The organism is Rhizobium sp. Nf11,1, from assembly GCF_050587665.1.
In the GTDB taxonomy this organism is placed as follows: domain Bacteria; phylum Pseudomonadota; class Alphaproteobacteria; order Rhizobiales; family Rhizobiaceae; genus Rhizobium.
This window is the reverse complement of the sequence record NZ_JBOBHU010000012.1, coordinates 96,318-112,221: the sequence shown is the minus strand read 5'-3', so window position 1 is coordinate 112,221 and position 15,904 is coordinate 96,318. Positions and strand designations below refer to the sequence as shown.

At 61.2% G+C, this 15,904-nt stretch carries 17 protein-coding genes and 1 tRNA gene; 5 read left to right on the top strand and 13 right to left on the bottom strand.

Features of this window, described 5'->3' with window-relative positions; translation table 11 throughout:
• Positions 1–10 precede the first annotated feature (10 nt).
• From ACQ7C1_RS18885 to lipB, 3 genes are all read right to left on the bottom strand, one after another.
• On the bottom strand, positions 11–715 hold the full coding sequence (locus tag ACQ7C1_RS18885; protein WP_430959410.1) for a hypothetical protein: 705 nt from the start codon (positions 713–715) through the stop codon (positions 11–13).
• 97 nt (positions 716–812) lie between these two features.
• Positions 813–1,733: a DMT family transporter gene (locus tag ACQ7C1_RS18880; RefSeq protein ID WP_430959409.1), complete on the bottom strand. Its 921-nt coding sequence runs from the start codon at positions 1,731–1,733 to the stop codon at positions 813–815.
• A gap of 80 nt (positions 1,734–1,813) precedes the next feature.
• A complete protein-coding gene (gene lipB, locus ACQ7C1_RS18875; RefSeq protein ID WP_430959408.1) occupies positions 1,814–2,533 on the bottom strand; it encodes a lipoyl(octanoyl) transferase LipB in 720 nt (239 codons plus the stop codon).
• Positions 2,534–2,715: 182 nt separating this feature from the next.
• Between lipB and ACQ7C1_RS18870 the strand changes: the two genes are divergently transcribed.
• A tRNA-Leu gene (locus tag ACQ7C1_RS18870) sits at positions 2,716–2,800 on the top strand.
• A gap of 169 nt (positions 2,801–2,969) precedes the next feature.
• On the opposite strand, the gene ACQ7C1_RS18865 is transcribed toward ACQ7C1_RS18870, so the two are convergent.
• From ACQ7C1_RS18865 to ACQ7C1_RS18855, 3 genes are all read right to left on the bottom strand, one after another.
• Complete coding sequence (locus tag ACQ7C1_RS18865) at positions 2,970–3,338, bottom strand: hypothetical protein (protein WP_430959407.1); 369 nt, start codon at positions 3,336–3,338, stop codon at positions 2,970–2,972.
• A gap of 301 nt (positions 3,339–3,639) precedes the next feature.
• The gene (locus tag ACQ7C1_RS18860) at positions 3,640–4,152 is read right to left on the bottom strand and encodes a BON domain-containing protein (protein ID WP_085778253.1); all 513 of its coding nucleotides are present in this window, start codon (positions 4,150–4,152) and stop codon (positions 3,640–3,642) included.
• A 70-nt stretch (positions 4,153–4,222) separates the two neighbouring features.
• Entirely contained in the window at positions 4,223–4,717 is a 495-nt protein-coding gene (locus tag ACQ7C1_RS18855; RefSeq protein WP_430959406.1) for a peptide deformylase, read from the bottom strand.
• A gap of 240 nt (positions 4,718–4,957) precedes the next feature.
• Here ACQ7C1_RS18855 and mgtE point away from each other — a divergent pair, with 240 nt between their 5' ends.
• Positions 4,958–6,370 (top strand): magnesium transporter, encoded by a 1,413-nt coding sequence (gene mgtE, locus ACQ7C1_RS18850; RefSeq protein ID WP_085778252.1) that lies wholly within the window; start codon positions 4,958–4,960, stop codon positions 6,368–6,370.
• Positions 6,371–6,435: 65 nt separating this feature from the next.
• Positions 6,436–6,828, top strand: coding sequence for a MerR family transcriptional regulator (locus ACQ7C1_RS18845; protein ID WP_011425479.1), 393 nt, complete (start codon positions 6,436–6,438; stop codon positions 6,826–6,828).
• A 27-nt stretch (positions 6,829–6,855) separates the two neighbouring features.
• Here ACQ7C1_RS18845 and ACQ7C1_RS18840 read toward each other — a convergent pair whose 3' ends face one another.
• Entirely contained in the window at positions 6,856–7,845 is a 990-nt protein-coding gene (locus ACQ7C1_RS18840) for a heparan-alpha-glucosaminide N-acetyltransferase (protein ID WP_430959405.1), read from the bottom strand.
• On the bottom strand, positions 7,845–8,609 hold the full coding sequence (locus ACQ7C1_RS18835; RefSeq protein WP_430959404.1) for a DUF599 domain-containing protein: 765 nt from the start codon (positions 8,607–8,609) through the stop codon (positions 7,845–7,847). Before ACQ7C1_RS18835 ends, ACQ7C1_RS18840 begins: the two co-directional genes overlap by 1 nt.
• Positions 8,610–8,838: 229 nt before the next feature.
• Here ACQ7C1_RS18835 and ACQ7C1_RS18830 point away from each other — a divergent pair, with 229 nt between their 5' ends.
• Both ACQ7C1_RS18830 and ACQ7C1_RS18825 read left to right on the top strand, forming a co-directional pair.
• On the top strand, positions 8,839–10,242 hold the full coding sequence (locus ACQ7C1_RS18830; protein WP_430959403.1) for an L-serine ammonia-lyase: 1,404 nt from the start codon (positions 8,839–8,841) through the stop codon (positions 10,240–10,242).
• A 60-nt stretch (positions 10,243–10,302) separates the two neighbouring features.
• A complete protein-coding gene (locus ACQ7C1_RS18825; protein WP_430959402.1) occupies positions 10,303–10,740 on the top strand; it encodes a DUF1489 family protein in 438 nt (145 codons plus the stop codon).
• Positions 10,741–10,783: 43 nt separating this feature from the next.
• On the opposite strand, the gene ACQ7C1_RS18820 is transcribed toward ACQ7C1_RS18825, so the two are convergent.
• From ACQ7C1_RS18820 to pip, 5 genes are all read right to left on the bottom strand, one after another.
• Positions 10,784–11,059, bottom strand: a complete 276-nt coding sequence (locus ACQ7C1_RS18820; protein WP_430959401.1) for a hypothetical protein — start codon at positions 11,057–11,059, stop codon at positions 10,784–10,786.
• 113 nt (positions 11,060–11,172) lie between these two features.
• Positions 11,173–12,711, bottom strand: a complete 1,539-nt coding sequence (locus tag ACQ7C1_RS18815; RefSeq protein ID WP_430959400.1) for a serine hydrolase — start codon at positions 12,709–12,711, stop codon at positions 11,173–11,175.
• A 140-nt stretch (positions 12,712–12,851) separates the two neighbouring features.
• Positions 12,852–13,637 carry a hypothetical protein gene (locus tag ACQ7C1_RS18810; protein ID WP_430959399.1) on the bottom strand — a complete coding sequence of 262 codons (786 nt, stop codon included), beginning with the start codon at positions 13,635–13,637 and terminating at the stop codon, positions 12,852–12,854.
• A gap of 220 nt (positions 13,638–13,857) precedes the next feature.
• Positions 13,858–14,463: a transglutaminase-like cysteine peptidase gene (locus ACQ7C1_RS18805; protein ID WP_221112463.1), complete on the bottom strand. Its 606-nt coding sequence runs from the start codon at positions 14,461–14,463 to the stop codon at positions 13,858–13,860.
• A gap of 352 nt (positions 14,464–14,815) precedes the next feature.
• Complete coding sequence (pip, locus tag ACQ7C1_RS18800) at positions 14,816–15,787, bottom strand: prolyl aminopeptidase (RefSeq protein ID WP_430959398.1); 972 nt, start codon at positions 15,785–15,787, stop codon at positions 14,816–14,818.
• Between the last annotated feature and the right edge of the window lie 117 nt (positions 15,788–15,904).

Here is a 15,904-nt window from a genome sequence, read left to right as displayed (position 1 = left end):
CCGCCTAATGTCAGGCGACGGCGGCTTCCGCGACTGATTCCTCGTCGATGATGCGCAGCCAGCGGCTGCGCCGCGGTTCCGGGCGATCGCGCAGCGTGACCGCGGCCATGATCCCAGCCCAGTGCGGATGGTTGGCGCCCGGCAGCGTTGCCTGGTCGATCTGGCGGAGGACGCCATATTCGGCCGGCGACACGGCGATCACCCCGTCTGCGGCGATGCTTCTGAAAATGCGCATCGCAAAATCGACGTCCTGGCGTGTGATGTTCTTGTGGTCGACGGCGCGCGACAGCTTATAGCCGCCGATACCGTCTGTGATCGCCAGGCGAAGCTGGTCGAGGGCAAGCGCTCTCAATTCACCCGGGATATCGGCTGAAATCTCCATGACGTGAAGAATGAGCTCGAGCTCCAGCGCCGAGTTGACGACGCCGTCGGTCGTGAACATGCGCATGATCCAGGCAACGTTGATTTCATCGAGCGAGCCCTGCGGATAGGTGTAATGGACGATGAAACCGGCGATCTGCTCTACGAAGAAAGCGTTCCACTCGGCACATTTTTCGGGACAGGAATTGTTGAGCGCCAACATTGCAACGACATCCTGGGACGTCCGGATCCCCTCGGGGAAAGCATGTTTGCGCAGCAGCGCGATATCTTCGGCAGTCAGCCGATGCTTGCCGGCCACGACACAGGCCGGAAAAGCGAGACGGAATTCGCTCATGTTTTAACTCCAGGCTTCATCATGAAGCCGGAGACAGTTTTAGCGACTGCGAATTGACGATCCCTCAAGAAGGGGAGTTAACCGCCTGCTGCGCGAATCACGAAGATTTTAGCGATCGCGCCTGCAGCCGCTCTCGCCAGATGATGAAGAGGCCGGATGCGACGATGATGAAAATGCCGATCCATTTGGAGAAATTCGGGAAATCATTGAACAGCGCATAGCCGAGCACGGTGGCCGAGATGATCTCGAAATATTGGAACGGGGCAAGCAGCGACAGCGGTGCAAGCCGGAACGCTCGCACCACCAGCATATGCGCATATCCCGAGATCGAGCCGAGGGCGAGAAGCAGCACAAGGCCGAGGCCGGAGGAGGGCAGGGAAATGGCGAAGTCCCCATTGCCGGCGCTGCTGCCGACGAGAAGGGCGGCCGCCATGAAGATCGTTCCGCCGATGCCCGACGTCGTCTGCATGGTGAGCGGCGAATCAGCCTCGCCGATCGCGCGATTGAGGAAAAGATATAGCGAGAAGAGAAAGGCGCAGGCCACCGGCAGCAGCGCCTTCAGGCCGAAAATCTCATAACTCGGCTGGATGACAATCATGGCGCCGCCGAAACCGACAGCGATCGCCATCCAACGGCGCCAGCCGACATTCTCCCCGAGAAACAGGGCCGACATGGCGGTCAGCATGAAGGGCTCGACGAAATAGATGGCAAAGACGTCGGCCAGCGGCATGTATTTGACGGCGACAAAAAACAGCAGGCTCGCCGCACCGTGCAACACGCCGCGCAGCAGATTCATCCACGGCCGCTTTGCGGAAAGCGCCCTGCGCCCAAAAACAGCAAAGAGAATCGGCAGGGTGCAGGCGATCTGGAAGAAGAAGCGATAGAAGGTGACCTGACCCGGCGACATCGCCTCAAAGGTCGCCATATATTTGGCGATGGCATCCATGGTGGGCAGAATGAACATGGCGCCGGACATGATTGCCATGCCCTGCAGGGAATTTTGATGGGGCTTTGACATGGCTGCCGATTCTTATGGGAACAGTGCCCATCAATCATGGGAAAGGCGGGCAAATCAAGCCCGTGAAACCCCGTAAACGGTCAGGCGTCATTGACCGTTTCGCCAAAAACCGTGTCGAAAGCGGCGCGCAGCCGGATGTCAACATCCGCCATCATGACGGGAAGGCCGAGATCGACGAGGCTGGTGACGCCATAGGCCGATATCCCGCAGGGTACGATGCCGCTGAAATGATCGAGATTGGGATCGACATTGAGCGACAGGCCGTGAAAGGTCACCCATTTGCGCAGCCGGATGCCGAGGGCGGCAATCTTGTCTTCAGCCATCGTGCCGTCTGGCAGGAACGGCTTTTCCGGGCGGCGGACCCAGACGCCGACACGATCCTCGCGCCGCTCGCCGCGCACGTTCATCATGTCGAGCGTGCGGATGACGACCTCCTCGAGCGCGGCGACGAAGGCGCGTACATCCTGGCGCCTGCGCTTTAGGTCGAGCATGACATAGGCGACGCGCTGACCGGGTCCGTGATAGGTATATTCACCGCCGCGTCCCGTCGCAAAGACCGGAAAGCGATCCGGCTGGACGAGGTCGCTCGCATTGGCGCTGGTGCCGGCAGTATAGAGCGGCGGATGTTCCACGAGCCAGACAAGCTCGTCGCCGCCTTCTCCGATCGCCGCCACCTCGCGCTCCATCGTCTCCACCGCCGCCTCATAGGCAACGAGTCCATCGGCGATGCGCCAGCGCACCGGGCGGGTGCCGAGTTTCGGGAGCATGGAGAATTCGAGATCGGTGCGAAGCATGGCCATTCCTTGCCGCCTGTCCCAAATGCCTGACGAAATAGGGGCGGCAGGAGACCTATATGGACCCGTTTTCCGGCCAATTCAAATGCCGTGAAAGGTTTTCAAAAAAACTGTCATATCGCCCTTGTGCACCCCAAATGCTTTTGCTACATGCTGCCCCGCCGACGCAAATCGGCACCTACCACGATGCGGTCGTGGCGGAATTGGTAGACGCGCAGCGTTGAGGTCGCTGTGGGGCAACCCGTGGAAGTTCGAGTCTTCTCGACCGCACCAGTTTATTTAAAAAACCCTCGTGACCATTTGGTTCCACGAGGTTTTTTTACGTCTTGATTTTCCCAGATATACGCGAGAGTGCCGCGACGCATGATATCAGCGCGTCGGACAGCTGAACAGAAAAAAGGGCCGACTGCGGCCCTTTTGTCCCGACGTCTGTTATGGCCGATCAATGCATTGCGCGGCAGGCTTCTGTGCGCGAGGCGCCGCTGTCGGCACCTTTGGTATGGGAGCCGCTCGGGCCGACCATGCTATGGCACGGGGGCAGGGGCTTGATGCTTGCGGTCGCGGTCCTGTCGATCGCCGGTTTCGTCATGGCAACCGGGGCGAAGCCGTCGCTGTCATTGGTGTAATCGCTGGAATAGGCCGGAGCCTTGTGGTTGTTACTATAGTGCACGGGAGCAGGCGGCGCCATCTTGGAGGGCGCAAAGCCATCACTGTCGTTGGTATAATCATCGGAATAAGTCGGCTGAGCGAAGGCAGAGCCTGCAAGGCTGACGGCAAACAGGGATGCGGCGAGAGCAAATTTGATGCGCATGGTTCTTCTCCTCAATCTGTTGTTGCATTCAACAACATAAACCATCCCCGGCGGATAAGATTTCGCGCGTCAATTGCGGCAATATTGTGAATTGAGGCCGGTCGCTTCATTGCCTTTTGTTCAAATGAAATCACGGTGTTGTCAACGAACGTGACGTTTCCGTTACGGCAAGTCGCCTATTAAAATAGACTGCAGGCTACCTGCTCCTGCTACAATTGGAAATTGTTAACTTTTGGTAATGTCCGGAACCAATAGGAGGCGGTGCACCCGCCTCCTGGCGATGGTCGTGATGCGGGTCTTTTCAGTCTTCGTTCGGGATATGGGCGTCAACCCCGGTCAACTGCAGCTTGTTGCGGACATGGTGAACGCCGTCGACCGAGAGCGCGCCGAGCTCGACCTTGCGGGCAATGCCGATCGTCTCGACCGAGCCTTCGAGGGTGATGACATGACCGTCGGCATGAACCTCGATACTGTTGATATCGACCTCGGGAATGTTTTCGAGAGCGTCGTTCACCCGCGCCTCGAGCTCGTCGCTTTCGTCGCGATCGATCATACCGGCGCGTAACGAATCCTTGAGGCGATTCTCGTTGCCGTCTTGGTCTGTGCCATCGACTCGGAAACCTGTGTTGGGATCGCTGTCGAAATTTGCGGCAGTCTCGCCATACGGACGGTTTGCCGGGTCGCTGCCAGCGGTGCCATCGGCATAGGGCCAGCCGTCATCGAGATTGCGTTCTTCGAGGTCGCGATAATCTTCTTCACGGGAAAGCTCGGGGGCCTCGCGTGAAATCGGGGTCTTGTCACCGATCCTTGCCATTATAGTCGCTCCTAGTTTCTCTCGGGACAACGCCGACAGAGGCGAATGGTTCGGTGTGGCAGGCGTTTTGTCAGCCTTGGGTTTTCTCCCATTTTTTGACGAGGCGTTCGCGTTTCAGCCGCGAAAGCCGCTGCAGCCAGAAGATACCGTCGAGCTGGTCCACCTCGTGCTGGACGCAGATGGCGAGGAAACCTTCGGCGGCCTCCTCATGCATGATGCCGCCGGCATCCTGATAGCGAAAGCGGATTGCCCGTGGGCGTGTGACCTCTTCGATCGCGCCGGGCATGGAGACGCTGCCCTCGGCATGGTTCATCGTCTCCTGCGACCTCCAGGTAATCTGCGGATTGACGTAGAGGCGCACGCCGTCGGTCCGATCGAGCTCTAACACCGTCACGCGGAGGAAGACGCCGATATGGGCGGCGGTGATGCCGACGCCGGGGGCTGCGCGCATGGTCGCCAGCAGGTCGTCGGCAAGCGCGGGCAGCGACGCATCGAAGGCCGTCACCGGTTTGCAGAGGGTCTTTAGGCCCGGATGCGGATAGCGCAGGATCGGACGGATGGGCATGAAGCGGGCTCCCCTCTCTTTGAGCGGCGGGAAACTATCGCCGGCCGCAGACATTGTCATCACGAAGCACGGTTGGCGCTTTACGACAAGGAAGCTTTGAGCTAGCAGGGGCCAAGAATTCCGACCGCGGGAGCCTCGCGCGGGATTCGCTTATCCGCTTGTTGACAATGTGTTTTCGGCCGACATTTGCGAATGCGGTGCGGCAGTCGTTGAAATTCGAACCAGGTGCGAGGGCGGCAGATGACGACGACCGACACGGAAGACCGCATTCGCCGGCGCGATGACGAGGAAGCGGATATCTACGACGAGGACGGCAATGTCCGCGGCGATTTCCTGGCGCTCGTCGGTGCGGCGATTGCCGATCGCGACACGCTGTTCCTGCGCGGGAATGTCGCCCGCCTGCATGAATCCGAGATAGGCGACTTGCTCGAATCGATCCAGCCGGATCAGCGCCTGGCGCTGGTGCGGCTGCTCGGCGAAGATTTCGACATGACGGCGCTGACCGAGGTCGACGAGGCAATTCGCCGCGAAATCGTCGACCAGATGCCGAACGAGCAGATCGCGGCCGCCATCGGCGAGCTCGACTCGGACGATGCTGTTTACATTCTCGAAGACCTCGACAAGGAGGACCGGGAAGAAATCCTCGCCCAGATGCCGTTTACCGAGCGGGTGCGGCTGCGCCGGGCGCTCGACTATCCGGAAAGCTCGGCCGGACGCCGCATGCAGACCGAGTTCGTCGCCGTGCCGCCGTTCTGGACGGTGGGCCAGACGATCGACTATATGCGCGACGAGGAGGATCTGCCCTATTCCTTCTCACAGATCTTCGTCATCGATCCGACCTTCAAGCTGCTCGGCGCCGTCGATCTCGATCAGATCCTGCGCACCAAACGGCAGACGAAGATCGAGCAGATCATGCGGGAAACCAACCATCCGGTTCCCGCCGAGATGGACCAGGAGGAGGCCGCCCAGCTCTTCGAACAGTACGACCTTCTGTCTGCTGCCGTCGTCGACGAGAACGGCCGGCTGGTTGGCGTGCTGACCATCGACGACGTCGTCGACGTCATCCACGAAGAGGCGGACGAGGACATCAAGCGCCTCGGCGGCGTCGGCGACGAAGAACTGTCGGACAACGTGATCTCGACGGCGCGGTCGCGTTTCCTCTGGCTTCTGATCAATCTCGGCACGGCGATGCTGTCGGCGAGCGTTATCGGCCTGTTCGATGCCTCGATCGAGAAAATGATCGCGCTTGCGGTGCTGATGCCGATCGTCGCCTCGATGGGCGGCAATGCCGGCACACAGACGATGACGGTGACGGTGCGCGCGCTCGCCACTCGCGATCTCGACATTTATAATGCCGGCCGCATCATCCGCAGGGAGGCCGGCGTCGGCCTTCTTAACGGGGCCGTTTTTGCGACGATCATGGGCGCGATCGCCGGAATCTGGTTTCATGACTATCAGCTTGGTGGGGTGATCGCGGCGGCGATGATCATCAATCTGATGGCGGCCGCGCTTGCCGGCATCCTGCTGCCGCTGCTGCTCGACAAGGTGGGTGCCGACCCGGCGATCGCCTCGTCGGTGTTCGTCACGACGGTGACCGACTGCACCGGATTCTTCGCCTTTCTCGGCATTGCCACCTGGTGGTTCGGCATCTGACGGTTCGCCGAAATTGACTATTACGTAAAAGTCAATATTATTGCCGGTTCGAGGACGGGGAACACATGCCGGTGAACAAATATTATAGCATAACGGAGCTGACGCGCGAATTTGGAGTATCGACGCGCACGCTCCGCTTCTACGAAGACGAGGGACTGATCCATCCGGAGCGGCGAGGGCGCACGCGTCTTTTCCGGCCGGCGGACCGACGGCTCATTGGAGAAATCCTGCGCGGGCGGCGGATCGGTTTCACCATCGCGGAAATCCGCGAGATCATCCAGGTCTATAAGGAGCCGCCGGGCGAGCTCGGCCAGCTGAAACTTCTGATGAAGCGCGTCGACGAGAAGCGTGAGGACCTGCGCCAGAAGCGCAAGGACATAGACGATACGCTGACCGAACTCGACAATATCGAAGAGGCCTGCCTCGGCCGCCTTGCCGAAATCGGCGTTACCACCTGAGACTTGCCGCAGGGTGGCGCCGAACCTTTATTGCGCCTCGGCGCTGCATTCGCCGGCGATCGTCTGGACTCGCTCATCGCTCTGCAGATCGATCTTGCCCGCCTGCAGCGGTGTCAGCAGCGCCTGAGCCTGCAATCTGTCGAGCGTGCACTGGCAGAAGCTGCGGCAGAGGGCTTCGCCTTGCTGCATGACGCAAGCGGAGTTGCATTGCCCAAGGTAAGTTTCGACCGGATCCGGCTGCGGCGGCGGGACGACAAGGGAAAGTCCGTAAGCGATCGCGATCAGCACCGGCTGATGAACGAGGTAGAAGGCAAGGCTGTGGCGGCCAAGCTTCGCCGGCCACCAGGAGCCTGTGCCGATGGCCGCGAGCCGATGCGGCAGCCTGGTTCTGATGGCAATCAAGGCGCTGCTCAAGCCCACGAAAAACGGCGTAGCCCAGGGAAACAGCGGCACATAATCGTTAGAGCGTTGCGGCGTTTCGGCAAGCCCGATCCAGGCGAGATATCTCGGATCGAAGAAGGATGAGCGGAGAAGGCCCGGTGTGCCGAAATTATCGAGAATCCAGGCGGCAAGGAGCGCGACTGTGACGAGGAGCGTGAAGGCGAGCGGCAATCTGACAAAAACGACGCCGATGAGCGTGAGCACCGCGATACAATGCAGGATGCCGAAATAGATCCACGTGTCCGGCATCGCGATGCGGGTGGCGATCGAAATGACCGCAGCCGCCGCGGCAATCATGCCGACACGTTTCCAGAAGGACGGCCAGCGAATTGTCGGCGTGCTGGAGAGCACCAGGCTGATGCCGACGATGAAGAGAAAGGTCGTGGCAATCGCCCGGGCATAGATCTTCAGCCAGCCGGTCTCGGCCGTGCCCGGCGCCAGATAGGCCATGAACTCCATGTCCCAGGTGAAATGGTAGCTCGCCATGGCGATCAATGCGACGCCGCGCGCCGTATCCAATAGGCCGATGCGCGGCGGTCTTGCCACCCCATCGGCCTGCATTGCCGGCATTGTCATCAAAGTCCCCCGGTCAAATCATTTCCGTCGTTCGATGGCATATCGCGGCGAATAGCAGAAAGGTGTGGATTTGATGGCGGGCCGGCATCCATGATTGCCAGCCGCGCCTGCGAGAAGAACTGCCGCCGTGTCAGCACGAAGATCACGGTCGCCGTCGTCAGCATGAAGACGTAAGGGTTGATGAACCAGCCGAGATAGCCGATCGACAGGAAGATAGCCCTGAGGCCCTCGTTGAAATTGCTGCCGGCGATGACATTCATGCGGATGACGCGTTCGGCGGCCCGCTCGGCGGCGATAATGTCCCTCTCGGCTTCGCGCATCATCGGGATGGAGCCGAAGAGGATGGTGCAGTAATTGAACAGCCGATAGGACCAGCCGAACTTGAAGAAGGCATAGCCGAAAAGCGCCGCCAGGCCACCGACCTTCATCTCGAAGGCGGCGTGGCCGCCATGGAGCACGAAGGGCAGGTCGGCAAAGACTGCGTCGACCTTCTCCGTTGCGCCGAGCAGCGCGAAGCAACTGCCCATCGCGAAAATCGAGGTTGAGGCGAAAAAGGCCGTGCCGTTCTGCAGTCCGGCCATGATCTGCGTGTCGATCATTTTCAGGTCGCGGCGCAGCGAATTGTAGATCCACTCCCGCCGCCGTTCGGTCATCGCGTGGGTCAGGCTGGTGCGGCCGAAGAAGGTGCGGCCCTTCAGCAGCCAGGAATAACCCACCCAGACACAGGCAAAGAAGGCCAGAGCGATATAATCCGCCGTCGTCATCAACGATTCAGTCTCCGCATGAATGCGGCCACCTTACATATGCGCCGCGATGCTGCAATGACCGGCAGGGCGCGCCCGGGGCGATATACCGCTTTGAAAAGCGATTTCGATTTTCAGGGCTCTGCGTTAATGTGAAATGTCGCACCGACTCCATGCGATGTCGGTTCGCCGCTTGGATCCGAAACCGGCGCCGTTTAAATTTGCATTCCAGTGTTCAGAAGGCGCATCCATGTTTCTTTCGGTATTCGACGTGTTCAAGATCGGTGTCGGACCGTCGAGTTCGCACACGATGGGTCCGATGTCGGCCGCCAACAGGTTTCTCGACCTGATGCTGTCGAATGAATGGCCGCGCCCGTCATCGGGCGCTCAGGTCGTCGCGATCAAGGTCAGCCTGCATGGCTCGCTCGCCCATACCGGGATCGGTCATGGCACGGGCAGGGCTGTCATTCTCGGACTGATGGGCGAGGCGCCCGACAGTGTCGATCCCGACAGGATGGACGGAATCATCGATACCGTGGAGCGCACCGGCCGCATCACACCTGCGGGCCATCCGGCATACCAGTTCCAGCCGAAGACCGACCTGATCTTCGACAAGAAACAGCCACTGCCCGGCCATGCTAACGGTATGATCTTTTCCGCGTTCGACAAGGACGGCCGGCTGCTCCTCAAGCGCATCTATTATTCGGTCGGCGGCGGCTTCGTCGTTACCGACACCGAGCTGGAGCAGATGCGGGCGAAGAAGAATGCGACGGGCGGCGTGCGCGTGCCCTATCCCTTCTCGACCGCCAAGCAGATGCTTGACATGGCGGAGCGCTCGGGGCTTTCGATCGCGCAGATGAAGCGGGCGAACGAGGAGAGTCAGCGCAGCCGTGAAGAGCTCGATCAGGGGCTCGACCGCATCTGGGAAGCAATGCGTTCCTGCATCGAGCGCGGCCTCAAGGTCGAAGGTGTCATGCCCGGCGGTCTCAACGTCAAGCGCCGTGCCCGCCGCATCCACGATAAGCTGCAGGAGGAATGGCGCAGCAACCGCGTCAATCCGCTGCTCGCCAATGATTGGCTCAGCGTCTATGCAATGGCCGTCAACGAGGAGAATGCGGCGGGCGGGCGCGTCGTCACCGCGCCGACCAATGGCGCGGCCGGCGTCATTCCGGCAACGATCCGCTACTACGAGCATTTCCACGAGGACTGGGACCAGAACGGCATCCGCGATTACCTGCTGACGGCTGCGGCGATCGGCGGGATCATCAAGCACAATGCCTCGATCTCCGGCGCCGAGGTCGGCTGTCAGGGCGAGGTCGGCTCGGCCGCGGCGATGGCGGCTGCGGGCCTTGCGGCCGTAATGGGCGGTACGCCGGAGCAGATCGAGAACGCCGCCGAGATCGCGCTAGAACATCATCTCGGCATGACCTGCGATCCTGTCGCAGGCCTCGTGCAGGTTCCCTGTATCGAGCGCAACGCGCTTGGCGCCGTCAAGGCCGTCACGGCGGCATCGCTTGCCGTCAAGGGCGACGGCCAGCATTTCGTGCCGCTCGACGCCTGTATCGAGACGATGCGCCAGACCGGCCACGACATGAGCGAGAAATACAAGGAAACTTCGACCGGCGGCCTGGCCGTCAACGTCGTCGAATGCTGAGCGTGCGAACTCCACAGCTTCACACTTGACGCCCGCCGCCAAAAGGATTTCAACGGCGGCATGGCATTGCATCTCATCAAACTCTGTGTCGGCGCCGACTCGATCGAGGATCTGCGCGAATGGGTGGCGGAGCGCTCGCTGCGCGCCATAGCCGCCGGGCTCGAACCGCATTCGGTTCACACGACGCGCATGGTGCCCAAACGCATGGAGGAGCTTCTCGACGGCGGCTCGCTCTATTGGGTGATCAAGGGACAGGTGCAGGCGAGGCAGAGGCTGCTCGACATCGAAACATTCACCGACGATGAAGGAATTTCACGCTGCCGCCTGATGCTCGGCCCGGAGGTCGTCGAAACCGCGGTGCAGCCGAAGCGGCCCTTCCAGGGCTGGCGCTACTATACGCAGGACGACGTGCCGGCCGATCTGACGAGCTTGGGCGCCGGGATCGCCGAAATGCCCGCGGAGCTGCGCCGCGAGCTGACAGAGCTCGGCCTGCTCTAATTTTATCGCCCTGATGCCGGTTTCGGACAACGGCCTGTGGATTTCAGCGCAGACGCAGTTGCACCGGGGCGCTGCCGTCCGGCGACGTCACATGCAGATGAATGTGGGCTTCCGGCTGCGAATAGCGCCAGGCGCGGGCGCCGTGGCAAAGCAGCAGGTTGATGAGATCCCGGGTCTTGGCAGACTTCGCCCTCGGTCGTTGCAGACCGATTTCGGCAAGTCGCAGAGCCGCTTCGTGCAGCGGATGCAGGGGTGAACGCCCTTTGGCCCCGCCGCGGCGGTCTGCTGGCATTCCCGGAACATTCTCATTGATCGCCATTGTTTTCCCCGTACGCACTACTGATCGAGTTCAAAACCGGTGGCCGGAAACGCAAACACCGATTCCGGCCGTTAGGGGTGCCGCCGGCCTTGTCGCAGGCAGCACCGAATAGCTCATTGTGCGGCTGCCCAGCACTTGATGCCGGCCTTCTTCAAGGCCTTGCAGGCGTTGACCGCATCGCGCTGACCGTCAAAGCCGCCGAAACGGGCGCGGTAGACCTGGTCGCTGCCAGCGCCATAGGCAACGGCGAAGGGCTTTGCCGAGGCCAGCGCCTTGCCGCCCTTGCTCTTGGCGCTCTCCAGGAGGTCCATGGCCATCTGGCGGCTCGGCGAGACGCCGACCTGCACGACCCAGCCCGCCGGTGCGGCGCTTGCCGGGGTGCTGCTGGTCGAAGCGGTCGTGACGTGGTCGACGGCGGCGTCGTCCTGGGCAGCCGGTGCGGCCACCGGAGCCTGCTGCTTGAAGCTCGTGGTCTTGACCCTGGTCGGCGCCGGCATCGTCTGGGCGACCAGCGGGTTGTCGGACTTCGGCGCCGATGTTTCGGTATAGGCAACCTCGGTCTCGGCCACCTCGCGCGCATCCGGCAGCGGGCCCTTATGCGGCAGGCTGAGATCGGCTGCAGCGGCAGAAACCGGCGGCTGCGCCGCGGTGATCGTCTTTGCGACCTGCTGGGGGGCAACCTGCTGTGAAGCGACCTGCTGCCGGGCCTTCTGCGGCTGAACCGGAGCGGGGGTTTCGATCATTTCAGGGGCGGGGGCTGTCTGGGCCACCAGCGCCGAATTTCCGCCGCGGCTCGACGCCTTCGGCAGGTAGGTGGCGATCAGGTTGCGCATCTGGGCGTCGCGAGCCGACCCGGAAGTGCCGCCGAGCACGACGCTGACGATCGACTTGCCGTCGACCTGCACCGAACTCACCAGATTAAAGCCGGCGGCGCGCGTATAACCGGTCTTGATGCCGTCGACGCCGCGCACGGAGCCGACCAGCCGATTGTGGCTACGGATCGTGCGGGTGCCGAACTTGAAGGCGCGGGTGGAAAAATAGCCGTAATATTGCGGGAAGTGCTGGCGAAGGGCGATGCCGAGGCGGGCCTGGTCGCGCGCCGTCGTCATCTGCGCCGTATTCGGCAGGCCGTTGGCGTTGCGATAGGTGGTGCGCGTCATTCCGAGCGCATGCGCCTTGGCGGTCATCATCTGGGCGAAGCGGTCTTCGCTGCCGCCGAGCATCTCGCCAAGCGCGGTTGCCGCATCATTGGCCGACAGAGTGACGAGACCGAGGATGCCCTGCTCGACGGTGATTGTGCCGCCGGCACGCACGCCAAGCTTGGTCGGCGCCTGGGCGGCCGCATGAGCGGAGAAGGGAACCGGTGTATCGAGGCGGATGCGACCCTGCTCCAAGGCCTCGAAGGTCATATAAAGGGTCATCATCTTGGTCAAAGAGGCTGGGTATTGCAGCCGATCGGCATTCTCGCTGTAGAGAACGTTGCCGGTCTTGGCGTCGACGACGATGCCCGCATATTTCGGATTGGCCGCCTCCGCGTCGGCATTGACCGAATCAACCAGGACGACCGTGAGAGCCATCGAAAGGATCGCCAGGAGCTTCGCGAAGAAGCTGCCGGACCGGGACGATGATACGGAGGAGACTGACCTTGACACTATTCCACTCTTCGCTTTGCATTTCAGATATTGGGCAGGAACCGCACACCCCCCGCCGCACAGCTCGTCTTTTGAAGTTACCGATTCAGCGTTACCAATCCGTTTATGATGAATCGTTTCAATCCTTGTCCGGCAGCATTTTAGGGACTTGTCACAGAACGGTTCACGAGACGCGCTTCCACAAAGAGGCGGATCGCGGCATCAATATGTTCCCAGTCGGCGAGATGGCTGCTGGAGAAGCGGTAGAGGACGCTGAGATCCTTGCCGATCTTGATGTCGCGCTGACAATCTCCGCTTGCAGCCTTGTCCGGAGTTGAAGGCAATATGCAGCGCACGACGTAGTCCGGCCCGCCTGTGACCGGTGCCGTGAGCAGCACTTCTCCGCCGTAACCGGCGTCGGCGCGAAGTCGATGGAGTGCCAAGCCGTCCCGGAAAGGCTCGGCTGCTCCTTCGATCAGATGCGAATAGATCGGCTCCAACCGACCGGACATGTCGCGGGACATGGTGCTCTGGGCGATCTGCAGGAAGATGAGGCCGGAGGATTGGGCGATATCGTCGAATCGCAGATGGTTGTCCTTGCCGTAACCCTGCATGGAGGGCCAGGCGAGGTAGAGATCGACGCGCTCGGCAGCGCCGTCATGTCTCTGGCTCGGGAAGCGGATGGCATTTTCGGGGAATTTCACTGTGTCGCGGCCGATGGTCAGCGTGATTTCAGCCGTGCTGTCGGTGTTGCCGGCAAGGGAGATATGCCGGCCGAACCAACGGCCGGCGATGCTGATGGCGACGGTCAGGACCGCCAGGACTGAAATCACCGCCATCGTGCGCAGAAGAAACCTCCTCGAAAGAAGCGGCTGCTCGTCGGGTGCGCTTTGGGCGGCTTGGCTCATGGCGGTTCTTCGCGTTTCGGTCCGCCGCAGGAAGAACATGAGCCGCCGGTGCCGATGATGAATCTCATCGCCATGATCGAGCCGGCAGGGTTAATACTTCGCTAAGATTTCGGGTCGCAGTTGTACCGGGATGGACCCTTGTCCCAAAAATGAGCGAGCCGTTCCCGGGACAGCGGGAACGGCTCTTGGGCACCGGTCGGGGACGGGATGCGGGGACTGACCGGGCCGAAACCTGTGCCGGCTTTGCCGGCGGGCTGGCTTACCTGACGCTGCCGACGGCGACAGCGCGGCCGTCCTGAAGCTTCGACCAGCGGGCCGGATCGCTGGCGGACTGGCGCTTCAGATAGGTGTATTCGGTGTCCGACCACAGCAGCACCTTGTTGCGCATGTTGTCGAGAATGAAGTCGCCGTGATCGGTGCGGACGGTCAGCACAGCGTGGCCTTCGCCGTTCGGCTGCAGCACGACGGTGATCAGCGTGTCGGATGGCGAGAAGCCGTCCTCGATCAGCATCTTGCGCTTCAGCAGGGCATAGTCCTCGCAATCGCCGACGCTGGTCGGATAGGCCCAGCGCTCTTCGACGCCATAGATCTGTTCATCCGTCTCCGGCTGGATCGATGAATTGACCGTGTAGTTGACCTTGAGAATTTCCTTCCAGCGGTCCTCCGTGAGGACGGCTGGCCCGGCATCGCCGCCGGCATAGGCGCATTCCGTCGGATTGGCCTTGCAGAATTCGTAGTGTCCGATCGGCGGGCTGGCATTGCCTGCCAGTGCCATGCTGGCGGGCGTTGCCTGTCCGGAGCCCGCCATTCCCATCATGATCGCACTAGCCAGAAGGCCGCCTTTCAGGATGTTCGCAGTCGTCATTGCCGTCTCCCCTAAGTTGAGGCGACAATGACACGGACGTTTTTATCTCACGCAAAATTACGCAATAGAATTAAAGTCTTAGTTGATTCAAATGCCGATAAAACTTGGCTCGAATGCGAATAAACTTCAGTGCGTATTTGAGTCGAAATCGATTAAAATTGTAATGGGCGCGACAAGGACTTCGTCCACGGAAAGCCTGCGTCGCCGTCGCGGCGTTAAGAGTTTTCGCTGGGCCGGATAAGTGCCGGCGGCGCTACGGCGGGACGTGTGCGGCGGAAATGCCGGTGGAATCGATCGGTTGGAATGGGCCGAAAGCAGAATATCGCTCGGATTCCGGCGTCCGGCATTAAAATTATTTTTGAGAAAAATCGCGAAATCGATCGGTGGCGGCGACGATTGCTGCGCTCATGTCGGGACCTGCGGTGGAATGGGAAGCGTGCGGAAGGATTACGAGTTCGCTTTGTGGCCAGGCGCGGGCCAGTTCCCAGGCGGTGACGAGCGGCGCCTCGATGTCGAACCGCCCCTGCAGCAGGATGCCGGGAATGTCGGCAAGCCGCGCGGCGTTCTTCAGGAGCACGCCATCCTCCAGCCAGGCGCCGTTGACGAAGTAGTGGGTGATGATGCGGGCGCGCGTCAGCACATAAGCCGGATCGGCCCAGCGGCGCGGCAGTCCTTCCCCGGCGAGCAGGATCGAGGCTGCTTCCCAATCATGCCAGTCTCGCGCCGCCTTGAGACGCGTCTCAGAGTCCGGATCGTTGAGGAGGTGGTGATAGGCGCTGGCCATGTCGTCGTCCAGCCCTGGCGTGCCGGACGGGATTCCCTGACGGAAGCGGTGCCATTCTTCGGGAAAAAGCGGCGCCATGCCGCGGCAAAGCCAGTCGATTTCCGATCGCCGCGTGGTGGTCACGCCCGATATGACAATCGCCCTGACGCACTGTGGATGCGATTCGGCATAGGCGAGCGCCAGCGTCGAGCCCCAGGAGTTACCGAACAGCAGCCAGCTCTCGATGCCTAGGAAGAGCCGCAGCCTTTCGATATCGGCGACGAGATGCCAGGTCGTATTGCGGGAGAGATCGGTTTCGGGATCGGCTGCACTCGGCAGGCTTCGGCCGCAATTGCGCTGGTCGAAGAGGATGATCCGATAGGCGTCCGGATCGAACTGGCGGCGCGCCGCGGTCGAACAGCCCGAACCCGGCCCGCCGTGCAGGACGAGTGCCGGTCGCCCCATCGGGTTTCCGCAGGCTTCCCAATAAATCAGGTTGCCGTCGCCCGCATCGAGCATGCCGTGATCATAGGGTTCGATTTCCGGATAGAGGGCTGGCATCGGTGCACCTGCGGTCGAGATAGGCTTATTCATCATATCCATGACGAAGGGAGGACGGATGACAGGACGGGAATTGCCGGCCAAAACAATCCTGCCCGATTTCACGCGACCTGCTCC

What these genes read in the sequence shown, in the direction of transcription:
- ACQ7C1_RS18885 (WP_430959410.1), bottom strand. Translation starts at nt 715, where the DNA reads ATGAGCGAATTCCGTCTCGCTTTTCCGGCCTGTGTCGTGGCCGGCAAG.
- ACQ7C1_RS18880 (WP_430959409.1), bottom strand. Translation starts at nt 1,733, where the DNA reads ATGTCAAAGCCCCATCAAAATTCCCTGCAGGGCATGGCAATCATGTCC.
- lipB (WP_430959408.1), bottom strand. Translation starts at nt 2,533, where the DNA reads ATGGCCATGCTTCGCACCGATCTCGAATTCTCCATGCTCCCGAAACTC.
- ACQ7C1_RS18865 (WP_430959407.1), bottom strand. Translation starts at nt 3,338, where the DNA reads ATGCGCATCAAATTTGCTCTCGCCGCATCCCTGTTTGCCGTCAGCCTT.
- ACQ7C1_RS18860 (WP_085778253.1), bottom strand. Translation starts at nt 4,152, where the DNA reads ATGGCAAGGATCGGTGACAAGACCCCGATTTCACGCGAGGCCCCCGAG.
- ACQ7C1_RS18855 (WP_430959406.1), bottom strand. Translation starts at nt 4,717, where the DNA reads ATGCCCATCCGTCCGATCCTGCGCTATCCGCATCCGGGCCTAAAGACC.
- mgtE (WP_085778252.1), top strand. Translation starts at nt 4,958, where the DNA reads ATGACGACGACCGACACGGAAGACCGCATTCGCCGGCGCGATGACGAG.
- ACQ7C1_RS18845 (WP_011425479.1), top strand. Translation starts at nt 6,436, where the DNA reads ATGCCGGTGAACAAATATTATAGCATAACGGAGCTGACGCGCGAATTT.
- ACQ7C1_RS18840 (WP_430959405.1), bottom strand. Translation starts at nt 7,845, where the DNA reads ATGACAATGCCGGCAATGCAGGCCGATGGGGTGGCAAGACCGCCGCGC.
- ACQ7C1_RS18835 (WP_430959404.1), bottom strand. Translation starts at nt 8,609, where the DNA reads ATGACGACGGCGGATTATATCGCTCTGGCCTTCTTTGCCTGTGTCTGG.
- ACQ7C1_RS18830 (WP_430959403.1), top strand. Translation starts at nt 8,839, where the DNA reads ATGTTTCTTTCGGTATTCGACGTGTTCAAGATCGGTGTCGGACCGTCG.
- ACQ7C1_RS18825 (WP_430959402.1), top strand. Translation starts at nt 10,303, where the DNA reads ATGGCATTGCATCTCATCAAACTCTGTGTCGGCGCCGACTCGATCGAG.
- ACQ7C1_RS18820 (WP_430959401.1), bottom strand. Translation starts at nt 11,059, where the DNA reads ATGGCGATCAATGAGAATGTTCCGGGAATGCCAGCAGACCGCCGCGGC.
- ACQ7C1_RS18810 (WP_430959399.1), bottom strand. Translation starts at nt 13,637, where the DNA reads ATGTTCTTCCTGCGGCGGACCGAAACGCGAAGAACCGCCATGAGCCAA.
- ACQ7C1_RS18805 (WP_221112463.1), bottom strand. Translation starts at nt 14,463, where the DNA reads ATGACGACTGCGAACATCCTGAAAGGCGGCCTTCTGGCTAGTGCGATC.
- pip (WP_430959398.1), bottom strand. Translation starts at nt 15,787, where the DNA reads ATGCCAGCCCTCTATCCGGAAATCGAACCCTATGATCACGGCATGCTC.